General features: G+C 66.5%; 9 protein-coding genes and 1 pseudogene. 9 read left to right on the forward strand and 1 reads right to left on the reverse strand.

Features of this window, described 5'->3' with window-relative positions:
* Positions 1 to 169 precede the first annotated feature (169 nt).
* From ABIF91_RS30825 to ABIF91_RS30850, 6 genes are all read left to right on the forward strand, one after another.
* A complete protein-coding gene (locus ABIF91_RS30825) occupies positions 170 to 2,179 on the forward strand; it encodes a hydantoinase/oxoprolinase family protein (protein WP_028177771.1) in 2,010 nt (669 codons plus the stop codon).
* A complete protein-coding gene (locus ABIF91_RS30830) occupies positions 2,176 to 3,756 on the forward strand; it encodes a hydantoinase B/oxoprolinase family protein (protein ID WP_028177770.1) in 1,581 nt (526 codons plus the stop codon). The genes ABIF91_RS30825 and ABIF91_RS30830 overlap by 4 nt, the downstream gene beginning before the upstream one ends.
* Positions 3,757 to 3,766: 10 nt before the next feature.
* Positions 3,767 to 5,062, forward strand: a complete 1,296-nt coding sequence (locus tag ABIF91_RS30835) for an aminotransferase class III-fold pyridoxal phosphate-dependent enzyme (protein WP_028177769.1) — start codon at positions 3,767 to 3,769, stop codon at positions 5,060 to 5,062.
* On the forward strand, positions 5,059 to 6,741 hold the full coding sequence (locus ABIF91_RS30840; protein ID WP_028177768.1) for a long-chain-fatty-acid--CoA ligase: 1,683 nt from the start codon (positions 5,059 to 5,061) through the stop codon (positions 6,739 to 6,741). The genes ABIF91_RS30835 and ABIF91_RS30840 overlap by 4 nt, the downstream gene beginning before the upstream one ends.
* Before the next feature lie 112 nt (positions 6,742 to 6,853).
* Positions 6,854 to 7,786 (forward strand): N-carbamoyl-D-amino-acid hydrolase, encoded by a 933-nt coding sequence (locus ABIF91_RS30845; protein WP_028177767.1) that lies wholly within the window; start codon positions 6,854 to 6,856, stop codon positions 7,784 to 7,786.
* 5 nt (positions 7,787 to 7,791) lie between these two features.
* The gene (locus ABIF91_RS30850) at positions 7,792 to 8,451 is read left to right on the forward strand and encodes a flavin reductase family protein (RefSeq protein ID WP_193374330.1); all 660 of its coding nucleotides are present in this window, start codon (positions 7,792 to 7,794) and stop codon (positions 8,449 to 8,451) included.
* On the opposite strand, the gene ABIF91_RS30855 is transcribed toward ABIF91_RS30850, so the two are convergent.
* Entirely contained in the window at positions 8,448 to 9,110 is a 663-nt protein-coding gene (locus tag ABIF91_RS30855; RefSeq protein ID WP_028177765.1) for an aspartate/glutamate racemase family protein, read from the reverse strand. The genes ABIF91_RS30850 and ABIF91_RS30855 overlap by 4 nt on opposite strands.
* A 56-nt stretch (positions 9,111 to 9,166) precedes the next feature.
* On the opposite strand from ABIF91_RS30855, the gene hydA reads away from it, so the two are divergent.
* The 3 genes and pseudogenes from hydA to ABIF91_RS30870 form a co-directional block, all read left to right on the forward strand.
* Positions 9,167 to 10,636: a dihydropyrimidinase gene (hydA, locus tag ABIF91_RS30860; protein WP_028177764.1), complete on the forward strand. Its 1,470-nt coding sequence runs from the start codon at positions 9,167 to 9,169 to the stop codon at positions 10,634 to 10,636.
* 16 nt (positions 10,637 to 10,652) lie between these two features.
* Positions 10,653 to 11,627, forward strand: coding sequence for an NAD-dependent epimerase/dehydratase family protein (locus ABIF91_RS30865; protein ID WP_028177763.1), 975 nt, complete (start codon positions 10,653 to 10,655; stop codon positions 11,625 to 11,627).
* A 1-nt stretch (position 11,628) separates the two neighbouring features.
* Positions 11,629 to 12,126 (forward strand): annotated as a pseudogene (locus ABIF91_RS30870) (SDR family NAD(P)-dependent oxidoreductase); the annotation flags it as partial.
* Positions 12,127 to 12,148 lie beyond the last annotated feature (22 nt).

Consider the following 12,148-nt stretch of genomic DNA (forward strand, 5'->3'; position numbering starts at 1 on the left):
TGAATTGCGACAACTCTGGCCCTGTCGGAAGGCCACCGCTCTGTCGCACGCTCGCGGACGGTGGCATGACAGGGGATGCAAGATGAGCGCGCTCGGTTCGGCATTCGAGGTTGCGATGGACGGGAAGGGCCCGGCGTCCGGTTCGGACGCCAGGCGTAGCTGACGCCACATGAGCTCTTTCGAAAGTCATTGGGAAGTCGGCACCGATATCGGGGGCACCTTCACCGATATCATCGCCATCAGGCGCGATTCCGCTGAGGCCCGGATCGCGAAAGTGCCGTCGCGACCGCAGGCGCCGGTTCAGGCCATGCTGGAGGCGATCGAGGCGGTGGGCCTAAGCAAGAACGAGGTCAAGCGCTTCGTCCATGGCACCACGCGCGTCACCAACGCGATCGTCGAGAACCGGCTGCCGAAGGTCGCGCTGGTCGCGACTGAAGGCTTTGCCGACGTGCTCGAGATCGCGCGCTATCGCCGCCGCGACCTCTATCGGCTCGACATTCCGCCGAAATCGCCGCCGCTGGTGCCGCCCGAACGCTGCTTCGGGCTTGCCGAGCGCCTCGATCACGAGGGCCGGGTGCTGAAGGCGCTGGAGCAAGCGGAGATCGAGCGTCTGCTGGCCTGGCTGAAGGACACCGGCGTGCAGAGTGTCGCGGTGGCCTTGCTTCACGCCTATGCCAATCCGGTCCACGAGAAGATGCTCGGCGAGCGCCTCAAGGAGGTCGTCGCCCATGTCTCGCTATCGCACGAGGTCAACCCCGAGGCGCGCGAGTATGAGCGGACTTCGGCGACTGTGTTCAACGCGGCCGCGATGCCGATCGCGGTCGAGTATCTGAGCGAGCTGGAGCAGCGGCTGCCGATCGGGCCGGGATTGCAGGTGTTTCATTCCGCCGGCGCCATGATCCCGATTTCGGCGGTGAAACGTCGGCCGCTGGTGATGGCGATGTCGGGACCGGCCGCCGGCGTCTCGGCGTCCGTCAGCATCGCGCGCCAGCTCGGCACCTCGCGGATGCTGACGTTCGACATGGGCGGCACCACGACCGACGTGTGCCTGATCGTCGACGGTCAGGCCGAGATGACCGACGGCCGCATGCTCGGCGACAAGCCGCTGCGCCAGCCGATGCTCGCGGTGCATTCGATCGGCGCGGGCGGCGGATCGATCGTGCGCAACGGTCCCGGCGGCCTGACGGTCGGGCCGGAGAGCGCCGGCTCCGAGCCGGGTCCGGCCTGCTACGGCCGCGGCGGCATGGAGCCGACCATCACGGACGCCAACGCCGTGCTCGGCTATCTCAATCCCGAGACCAAGCTTGGTGACCGCATCGGCATCGACATCGAGGCAGCCAGGCGCGTCATCGCGCCGATCGCGGGCGCGCTCGGACTGAGCCTGACGGAAACGGCGCTCGGCATCATCAAGGTCGCGAACGCGACCATGGCCCGCGCGCTTCGCCGCGTCACGGTCGAGCGCGGCATCGACGGACGCGATTGCACGCTGCTCGCCTTCGGCGGCGGGGGCCCGATGCATGCCGCGGGCCTCGCCGATCTCTACGGGATCGCAGAGGTCGTCGTGCCCAGTGCATCCAGCGCCTTCTCGGCGTTGGGCTGTCTCACCGCCGATTTCAGCTTCCTGCAGCAGCAGACCCTTCGCGCCGCCCTCGACGGCATCGACCTCGCACGCGTATCGGAGCGGATCGGGGCCCTGATTGCCGATGCATCCGCGCCGCTGCTTGCCAATGGCGTTGCCAAGGCGGAGATCCAGGTCGAACTGGTCGCGTTGATGCGCTACGCGGCGCAGAACGATGCCATTCCGGTGCCTTTCGCCTTGCCGCTGGATGTCGCCAGGCTCAAGCAGGATTTCCTGGCGCGGCATCACGAGTTGTTCGGTTATGCCACGAGCGAAAGCTGCGTCATCGAATCCGTGCGGGTGCAGGCGCGCCGACCGTCGACGACCGTCGTGAGCCGGCCGGCGACGGCGGCGAGGGCCGTGTCCACCGGCACGCGTACCTGCTCGTTTGATGGCCTCCACCAGACGCCGACTGCGATCATCGACCGCGCTTCGCTGACAGAGATGGTGAGCGGACCCGCGATCATCGAAGACGCGTGGTCGACCGTGGTCGTGCCGCCTGGATGGCAGGCAAAGCCCGATGTATCTGGCAATCTGTTCCTGACGCGGAGGGAGGCATGAAGCTCGATCCGTTCGTCGTCGAGGTCATCAGGCACGGTCTCTCGGCCGCAGCCGAGGAGATGAGCCTGGTGATGACGCGCTCGGCGCGCTCGCCGCTGCTCCGCGAGGCGGGCGACCTGTCGTCCGCGATCACCGACGGCCACGGCGGTCTGGTCGGGCAGGGTCGCGACATCCCGATCCACCTCGGCGCGATGGCCTACACCATCCCCGAATTGTTGAAGGTGGTGCCGCGCGACAGCCTGAACGACGGCGACGTGCTGATCTACAATGTCGGCGCGCTCGGCGGCAATCATCTCAACGACGTCAAGGTCGTGCGGCCCGTCTTCGTCGACGGCGACATCGTGGCGTTCGCGGTCAGCCTCGCGCACTGGCCCGACATCGGCGGCACCTGGCCCGGCAGCTATTTTGCCAAGGCGATCGACACCTTCCAGGAGGCGATGCGGATTCCGCCGGTGCTGATCGCGACCGCGGCCGGCGTCAATGCGGCGATCGTGCAGCTGCTCAAGGCCAATGTCCGCGACTCCGAATCCTGCGAGGGCGATCTTCTGGCGCAGATCGCGGCCACCAAGGCCGGCGAACGGCGTATCGTCGAGCTTTGCCGCGAGCACGGCAAGGCCGTTTTCATGGCGGCGCAGTCGCGCCTGCACGATCTCTCCGAGATCGAGATGCGCGCGGCGCTGCGCGACCTTCCGGACGGCGTCTACGAGGGCGAGGATTATCTCGACGACGGCAGCGACAACAACGCGCCGGCGCGCATCCATGTGAAGATCACCATTCGCGGCGACGAGGCGACCTTCGACCTCTCCGGAAGCTGCGATCGCGTCTCCAATTTCTGCAACACGACGCCGTTCATGGCGCGCTCGGCCGTCGCCTATGCCGCGCGCATCATGAGTGGGCGCGACATGCAGCAGAACGCCGGCGCGCTCAGGCCGCTGACCATCATCACGCGCCCGGGCTCGATCCTGGAGCCGGGTTGGTCGGCGTCCGTCGCGGCCGGCAACCACGAGACCTCCATGCGCATCGTCGATGCGATCTTTCGCGCCATGCAGGACACCATCCCCGAACGCCTGTCGGCCGGCGGGGCGACCACCGCGGGTGTGCTGTTCTTTGCCGAGCCGCGGCCGAACGGATCGTGGAAGATGCTCTACGAAGTTCACGGCGGCGGCGAAGGCGCGCGCCACGATCGGGCCGGCATGTCGGCAACCCGGGTGCATCTGTCCAACACCTCGAATACGCCGGTCGAGGTGATCGAAGCGAACTACGCGATCCGGCTGGAGCAGCAGGCGATCCGCCGACAATCCGGCGGCGCGGGCGCGCAGCGCGGTGGTGACGGCTCCGTCCGTACCTACCGCATCCTGGCGCCCTCGATGCACCTGACGACCTGCATCGAGCGGATGGTGATTGCGCCCTGGGGCATGCAGGGCGGCGAATCCGGCAAGGCCTGCCGCATCTCGCTGGTCAGGCATGGCGCGAACGTCGCGATCGACGGCAAATCCAACCTGGTGTTGCAGCAAGACGATCTCGTCACGATCGAGATGTGCGGTGGCGGCGGCTATGGCGCCGCGGCCGCAGAGTGAGGGGATTGCGATGAGCAGATTGTTGCGTACCGGGCTGAACGCGGGCGACAGCGCGCCGATGGCCGTGGTCGGCGGCGAGGGCGTCTACTTCCACCTGTCCGATGGCCGCAAGCTCATCGACGGCAGCAACACTGGTGGCGGCCTCGGCCATCGCCATCCCGCCATGGTGGAGGCGATCCGCCGCGCGGCGGATACGCCTGTCGTCAACGAGGGCTGGACCTGGATCGGCCGCGAGCAGGCCGCCGACGACCTGATGGCCACCGCCTTCAAGGGCGAGGAGGACTGGGTCGGCGCGGTACGCTTCTGCATCAGCGGCAGCGAGGCCAACGACATGGCGTTGTCGCTCTGCCAGGCGCTGACGCAGCGCTCGGCGCTGGCGACGCGCGAGCGCGCCTATCACGGTATCACCGGCCTGTCGCGCAGCATGACGGTGCAGCCGCAATGGCATGGTGGGCTCGCCGTGCATGCCGGTGGTTCAAAGCTGCCGGCGCCGATGGCGCCGGTGCGGATCCTGCCGGCCCCGGATGGCGCGATCTACGGCGCGCCGGCCAACAATACGCCGCCGAGCGAGTATCTCGCGGATGCCACGCGGCTGCTCTCGGACGCGGCGGCAACCATCATCGACTATACCCAGGGCGGCATCTATTACGACGGCGCCTATCAGGACGAAGTGGCGCGCTGCGCGCGGCAGGCAGGCTCCTACTGGATCGCCGACGAGGTCGTCACCGGCGCCGGGCGCGCCGGCCGCTGGTTCGCGTTCCAGGGCGCGCAAAGCCGCCCGGACATCGTCACGCTGGGCAAGTCGCTCGGCGGAGGCGCCGCCGCGGTGGCAGCGGTCGTGGTGTCCAAAGACATCGTCGAGCGGCTCAAGGGGACGAGCTGGCAGAACTACGGCACGCTGCGCGGCCATCCCATCAGCATGGCGGCCGTCAGCGCCTACCTGAAGGTTGTCACGGGCGACAAGATTCTGGAGCGTGTGCAGCAGCTCGAGAAGCTGTTCATCCGCCGCCTGCTCGCGATCGCGCAGAAGCATCCGAGCGTGCAGCGCGTCGCGGGGCAGGGGCTGCACTGGACGGTCGAGCTGCACGGGCCGGATTGGAGGACCTGGCATGCCGACACCACGGAAGTGCCGATCGCCTCGCGCGTCGCGGAGCGGGCGCTGGAAGCCGGTGCGGTGATCGGAACCAGCGGCGAGCAGACTTCGCTGTTCCTGGCGCCGCCGCTCGTCATTTCCGAGCGCGAGGCCGATCAGCTTCTGGACGCGCTCGATCACGGCCTCGATATCGCCGACGAGGAGCACGGGTGAGCGCGGATCAAGCAACACCCCGCCGGCCGCCGGCCTGGCCGGCGGATGAGCCCTGGCATCTCGCGATGCCGGAGGGAACGCTCTACGATGCGCTGGCGCGTGCAGCACGCGAACGACCGTCGCATCCGGCGACCGTGTTTTACGGTGCAAGCCTGAGCTACGCCGAGCTGCGCGACCGTGTCGATGCCATGGCAGGCTTCCTGCAGGGCGCCTGCGGCGTCAAGCGCGGCGACCGCGTCATGATCGCGCTTCAGAACTCACCGCAATATGTCATCGCCTATTACGCGGTGATGCGGGCGGACGCCGTGATCGTCCCCGTCAATCCCATGAACAAGACCGCCGAGATCGCGTATCTCGCCGTGGACAGCGGGGCCAAGGTCGCACTCATCGGTAGCGAACTGAGCGATGTGTTTGCCCCGCTGCTGGGTGAGGCCATCAGGCATGCAATTGTCGCGCAGTATCGCGACGAGGTTCCGGCCGCGACGCCCTATACGCTGCCATCATGCGTCACGGAAGCGCCGGCCGAGGTGCCGTCATCGCAGGGCTGGCATTCCTGGTCGTCCGCGATCGCACAAGGCGTGAAGCCGGGTGTGATGACTGCGGGGCCGGACGATCTCATGATCCTGCCCTACACGTCGGGCACCACAGGCAAGCCCAAGGCGTGCATGCATACGCATCGCAGTGCGCTGTTCACCGCCGTGTTGCAGGCGCGCTGGTATCGGCTCGGCGGCGACGACGTGATGACCGGCTTCATGCCGTTGTTCCATGTCGCGGGCATGCAGGGCTCGATGAATGCCGCCATCGTCACCGGGGCCACGCTGCTCTTGATGGCGCGCTGGGACAAGGATCTGTTGCCGGATCTGTTCGAGACCCATGGCGTGACGTTCTGGAACGCCGCGCCGACCATGATCGTCGACGTGCTCGCCAGCGCCCGGTTTCGCGACAAATGCTTTGCGAAGCTCAAGGTTCTGACCGGCGGCGGCGCGGCAATGCCGACCGCGGTCGCCGAACGGCTCAAAGGGCGCTTCGGGCTCGACTTCGTCGAGGGCTACGGCATGACCGAGACGATGTCGCCGACCCATCTCAACCCGATGGCGGCGCCGAAGCCGCAGTGCCTTGGCATCGCCGTGCAGGAGACCGACGCAAGGGTGGTCGATCCCGAGAGCCTGATCGAGCTCGGCGACAACGTGGTCGGCGAAATCGTCGTGCACGGACCGCAAGTGTTGCAAGGTTATTGGAACAGGCCGCAGGCGAATGCCGAGGCCTTCATCGAACTCGACGGCAAGCGGTTCCTGCGGACGGGCGATCTCGGCTACCGTGACGCCGAAGGCTATTTCTTCGCCGTCGATCGCCTGAAGCGCATGATCAATGTCAGCGGCTTCAAGGTGTGGCCGGCCGAGGTCGAGGCCGCGATGTACCAGAACCGCGCTATCCGCGAGTGCTGCATCATTTCAGCGCCGGACGATTACCGCGGCGAGACCGTCAAGGCGCTTGTCGTGCTGGACGAGGCGGCACGGGCAACGACATCGCCCGATGACATCGTTGGCTGGGCGCGCGGCGTGATGGCGAGCTACAAGGCGCCTCGCGCGGTCGTCTTCGTCGACCAGCTGCCGCGCACCGCGAGCAACAAGATCAACTGGCGGCTGTTGCAGGACGCCGAATGGGGGCGAACGGCATGAAATCTGCTTGGCTGGAAAACGGACGCAAGGCGGCGTTATGCTGTCGCTACGCCCTTGAAGCTGCGATCCCCAGCCTCGCCAGGAAATTCGTGAAGAGATCAGGAAGTCGCTGATGCGAATCGTCAATGTCGCCGCCGCCCAGATGGGCCCGATCCAGAAAGCCGACAGCCGCGAGGCCGTGGTCAAGCGCATGATTGCGCTGATGGACGAGGCCAAGAGCAAGGGCGCCGACTTGATCGTCTATCCCGAATTGGCGCTGACGACGTTCTTCCCGCGCTGGTATGTCGAGGACCGGGCCGAGTTCGACGTCTGGTTCGAGCGGGAGATGCCGAACGCGGCGACAAGGCCGCTGTTCGAACGTGCGGCGCAGCACGGAACGGCGATGAACTTCGGCTACGCGGAGCTGACGCCCGACGGTCATCACTTCAACACAGCTATTCTCACCGACAAATCCGGCAAGATCGTCGGCAAATATCGTAAGGTCCATCTGCCGGGCCATGTGGAATACGACACCAGGCGCTCGCACCAGCATCTGGAGAAGCGCTATTTCGAACCGGGCGATCTCGGCTTCAAGGTCTGGCGTACGCTGGGCGGCATCATCGGCATGGCGATCTGCAACGACCGCCGCTGGCCCGAGACCTATCGGGTCATGGGCTTGCAGGGCGTCGAGATGGTGCTGATCGGCTACAACACGCCGTCGGTGAATGCGGAGAAGAGCGAGGAGGGCGTCGAGAAGCGCCTGTTCCACAACCGCCTCTCGGTGCAAGCCGGTGCCTACCAGAACGCAACCTGGGTGGTCGCGGTAGCCAAGGCCGGCGTCGAGGACGGCCACCCGCTGTTCGGCGGCAGCCTGATCGTCGATCCCAACGGCGAGATCGTGGCCGAAGCGAAGACGGATGATGACGAGGTCCTGGTCCATGCTTGCGACCTCGATGCGACGACCTTCGGCAAGACCACGATCTTCGATTTCGCCCGGCATCGCCGCATCGAGCATTATGGCCTGATCACCAGCCAGACCGGCGCGGTGCCGCCGCCGGAGACGTGACGCCGATGGCTGACAAGGGCATCTCCTTGCGCGAGCTTGACGCGCGTGACCGCTACAAGCTGCTCTGCGGCGTTGTGGTGCCGCGGCCGATCGCGCTGGTGACGACGCTGGACGAGAACGGAGCTGTCAATGCCGCACCGTTCAGCTTCTTCAACGTCTTCTCGGAAAGTCCTGCGCTGATCGTGCTCGGGCTCCAGCACAAGCCGGATCACAGCCCGAAGGACACGACCCGCAACATCCATCGCGACGGCGAGTTCGTCGTGCACATGGTGGATGAAGCGCTGTCGGTGGCGATGAACGACTGCGCGGTCGATTTCCCCTCCGGCGACAGCGAGGTCGCCGCAACGGGCCTGGCGACGCTTCCGTCAGTGGACGTGAAGGTGCCGCGCCTAGCCGCAGCGCCGTTCGCGCTGGAATGCCGGCGCCACGTTGTGCTGACCTTCTCGGCGGATCGCGAGTTGCTGGTTGGCGAGGTGCTCAGGGTGCACGCCCGCGAGGGCCTCGTCGATACCGCCAACATGTATGTCGATCTCGATGCCTACCGGCCGGTCGGCCGCATGTTCGGCAACCTCTATACGACGCAGCGGGATACGTTTGCGCTTGTCCGCGAGAGCCATGCGCAATGGCTCGCGCGGCAGGACGCCCAAGAGCTGAAGGACGCCTAGTGAGCCGAGAACTGCACCGTACCCAGCGCCATGGTGACGGCCGCCTGTGTCGGGTCGATCACGGGGATTTGCAGCGCGTCTTCGAGCGGACGGCGATGGCGCGCCATGCCGGCGCAGCCCATCACGATGGCGCGGGCGCCGTCCTCGTCGCGCAGCGCGCGGCCGACCTCGATCATTTTCGCCAGCGTGCCTTCGCCCGAGGCCGTTTCCGCAACGCTCATGTTCAGCGGCCGCTCGCCGGCGAGGCGGTCGGTCAATCCCATCTGCCTGAGATAGCGCATGTGACGCCGGATCGATCGCTGGGCGATCGCGATGACGCCGAAGTTCTCGGCGCGCGAAAGCGCGGTCAGCACGCCGCACTCGGCAATGCCGAACACGGGGCGGTCGGTACCTTCACGGCAGACTTGCAGTCCGGGATCGCTGTAGCAGGCGATGACGAAGGCGGCCGAGCTGTTGTCGCTCTCGACCAGCCGGCGCAGCGGCATCGCGACGCTGTCGACGTCGGCCTGGCTCTCGATGCCGAAGGGACCCTCGGCCAGCGTCTGGCAGACCAGTTCCGGCCCGCCCTCGAAGTCGAGCGGCTTCAGCGCATCCTCCAGCCCTTGCGTGACCTTGTGGTTGGAGTTCGGATTGATGACGAGAATGCGCGGCCGGGACATGATGGTCTTCCTGCAGAATGGAGATCACTTGTTTCAGGCATATCATGGAGTGCCTCATGACTGAACCAGTTTACGACCTGATCATCCGCGGTGGCCGCGTCGCCACCACCACCGACGTCTTCGAGGCCGATGTCGCGATTTCCGGCGAGACCGTCGCAGCCGTCGGGAAGGGCCTTCCGGCGGCCAAACGCGAGATCGACGCGCGCGGCAAGCTGGTGCTGCCCGGCGGCGTCGACAGCCATGCTCATATCGAGCAGCTCTCCGCTGCCGGCATCATGAATGCCGATACGTTCGAAAGCGCGACGGTCTCTGCCGCCTTCGGCGGCACCACCACGGTGATCCCGTTCGCCGCCCAGCATGTCGGGATGAAGCTGCCGCAGGTGGTGGAGGATTATCACGCGCTGGCCAGGAAGGGCGCAGTGATCGACTACGCCTTTCACATGATCATTGCGGACGCGACCAGGGAGACGGTCGAGGAGCACATCCCGGCGCTGGTGAAGCAGGGGCATGCTTCGATCAAGATCTTCATGACCTATGACCGGCTCAAGGTCGACGACGAGCCGCTGCTCGACATTCTGCTCGCCGCGCGCCAGTCCGGTGCGATGCTGTGCGCGCATGCCGAAAACCACGGCATCATCGCCTGGATGGTCAAGCGCCTGCTTTCACGCGGCTACACGATGCCGAAATACCACGCCGTCAGCCACGCGCGCGTGTCGGAGGCGGAAGCGTTCACGCGGCTGATCGGCATGGCGGCGTTGATCGATCAGCCGATCATGATCTTCCACGTCTCGACCGCCGAGGGCGCCAAGGTGATCCGCGACGCGCGCGGGCAGGGGCTCAAGGTGTTCGCCGAGACTTGCCCGCAATATCTGTTCCTCACCGCAGGCGATCTCGACAAGCCCGGAGCGGAAGGCGCCAAATGGATGTGCAGCCCGCCGCCGCGCACGCATTCGGACCAGGAGGCGCTATGGCAGGCGCTCTCGCTCGGCGATCTCCAGACCATCTCGTCCGACCACGCGCCGTATCGTTATGACGAGACCGGCAAGCTGCGCGCCGGCCCCAATCCGAACTTCAAGCAGGTCGCCAACGGCCTGCCGGGACTGGAGCTGCGGCTCCCGCTGCTGTTCGACGCGATGGTGTCGAAGGGACGGCTGGGCCTGGAGAAATTCGTCGAGCTGACGGCGACGGCGCCGGCAAAGATCTACAATCTGCATCCGCGCAAGGGCTCGATCGCCGTCGGCGCGGATGCCGATATCGCGATCTGGGATCCGAACCGTGAGGTGACGATCACGGATGAGATGATGCACGATCTCACCGGCTACACGCCGTTTGCGGGCCGCAAGCTGAAGGGCTGGCCGGTATCCGTGCTCTCGCGCGGCCGCGTGGTCGTCGAGGGCAACAAGTGTCTCGCGAGCGCCGGCAGCGGAAAGTTCCTGGCGCGGAGCGGCGGCGAGGCGGCGAAGCCGACGGGCCGGCTCGTCGCCGACATGGATCCGGAACGGAATTTCGGAGCGAAGCTGCTGTGACGGCGGATCGCGCGCGATGAAGATCGTCATTTTCGGCGGTACGGGCTTTGTCGGCCTCAACCTGGCGGAGGTGTTGCTCGCGCGCGGCCACGACGTGACGCTGTATGATCGTTCGCCGCTGCCGCCGGCTGCGCAGCGATCCCTACTGGATTTTCGGGAGCGGCTCCGAATCGTTCAAGGCGATATCACCGACGCGGCCGGTATCGATGCCCTCATCGCTGAGGGCTGGGACGCAATCGTGCTGGGTGCGGCCATCACCGCCGGGGATGATCTCGAGAGGGCGTCGCCCGCGCGCGTTCTCGAGATCAACGTGATGGCCCAGATTCCGATCCTGCAGGCAGGGATCCGTCATGGCGTCCGCCGCGTCGTCAATCTGTCCTCGGCGTCCGCCTATGGCACCGCCGGCCAGCGTCACCAAGTCCTGGACGAGGAAACGGCCTGCGATCCCGTCTCGTTCTACGCCATCAGCAAGTTCACCTCGGAACGCTCCGTAGCGCGCCATGCCGAGCTCTTTGGCGGCGATTTTCTGAGCGTGCGGTTGAGCGCCGTGTTTGGTCCATGGGAGCGGGCCGGAGCGGTGCGCGATACGCCCAGCCTCCAATTCCAGATCCTGGCGGCGTTCGCTCGCGGCGAGCCGGCGATCATGCCGGGACCAGGCTTCAAAGATTGGACCTACGCCGTCGACGCCGCCGAGGCCGTGGCTGTGCTGATCGAGGCCGAGCGGCCGCGCCGTCGTCTCTACAACATCTCCAGCGGCGCGGCCTGGTCGGCGCTGCAATGGGGCGAGGCCTTTGCGGCACTTCATCCCGGCCTGCACTGCCGGCTGGCGGTGCCCGGAGAAAGCACGGTTATCAAGCTCCACGGGGGCGATCGTGCACCGCTCTCGGTTGCACGGATGACCGACGAATTCGGCTGGCGGGCGCGGTTCGGCTGCGCGGAGTCCGCTGCCGCGATGAGCGCCTGGTGGGTGCAGCACAAGGAGGGGATCTGACATGCGGCTGCAGGGGCGCACCGCCATCATCACCGGGGCCGGCTCGGGCATTGGCCGCGCCAGCGCAAAACTGTTTGCAGAAGAGGGAGCGCGTCTCGCTCTGGTCGATCGCGATGCCGCGGGCCTTCAGGAAACGCTTCGCCTGTTGGGCGAAGCAACGACGCATGTCGGCGACGTCGGCGATGCCGCATTCGCCGAGACTGTTGTCGGCGAGCTCATCGCGCGGCACGGCCGGCTCGATATCCTGATGACGGCAGCAGGCTTCTCCTGCGGCGGCACCGTGCTGACGACGAGCGTGGAAGACTGGGACGCGGTGTTCCGCGCCAATGTCGGCGGCACCTGGCTGTGGGCGCGGGCCGCGGTGCCGCAGATGCAGCGGCAAAAGAGCGGCTCGATCATCACGCTCGCATCGCAGCTCGCGATGGCCGGCGGCAAGGGCAACAGTGCCTATATCGCCGCCAAGGGCGCGATCGTCAGCCTGACCCGGACGATGGCGGTAGTACCCACTTTTCTTGGAACGT

The sequence above is a fragment of the Bradyrhizobium sp. USDA 241 genome (genome assembly GCF_049739505.1).
GTDB lineage: Bacteria > Pseudomonadota > Alphaproteobacteria > Rhizobiales > Xanthobacteraceae > Bradyrhizobium > Bradyrhizobium liaoningense.

What these genes read in the sequence shown, in the direction of transcription:
- ABIF91_RS30825 (WP_028177771.1), top strand. Translation starts at nt 170, where the DNA reads ATGAGCTCTTTCGAAAGTCATTGGGAAGTCGGCACCGATATCGGGGGC.
- ABIF91_RS30830 (WP_028177770.1), top strand. Translation starts at nt 2,176, where the DNA reads ATGAAGCTCGATCCGTTCGTCGTCGAGGTCATCAGGCACGGTCTCTCG.
- ABIF91_RS30835 (WP_028177769.1), top strand. Translation starts at nt 3,767, where the DNA reads ATGAGCAGATTGTTGCGTACCGGGCTGAACGCGGGCGACAGCGCGCCG.
- ABIF91_RS30845 (WP_028177767.1), top strand. Translation starts at nt 6,854, where the DNA reads ATGCGAATCGTCAATGTCGCCGCCGCCCAGATGGGCCCGATCCAGAAA.
- ABIF91_RS30850 (WP_193374330.1), top strand. Translation starts at nt 7,792, where the DNA reads ATGGCTGACAAGGGCATCTCCTTGCGCGAGCTTGACGCGCGTGACCGC.
- ABIF91_RS30855 (WP_028177765.1), bottom strand. Translation starts at nt 9,110, where the DNA reads ATGTCCCGGCCGCGCATTCTCGTCATCAATCCGAACTCCAACCACAAG.
- hydA (WP_028177764.1), top strand. Translation starts at nt 9,167, where the DNA reads ATGACTGAACCAGTTTACGACCTGATCATCCGCGGTGGCCGCGTCGCC.
- ABIF91_RS30865 (WP_028177763.1), top strand. Translation starts at nt 10,653, where the DNA reads ATGAAGATCGTCATTTTCGGCGGTACGGGCTTTGTCGGCCTCAACCTG.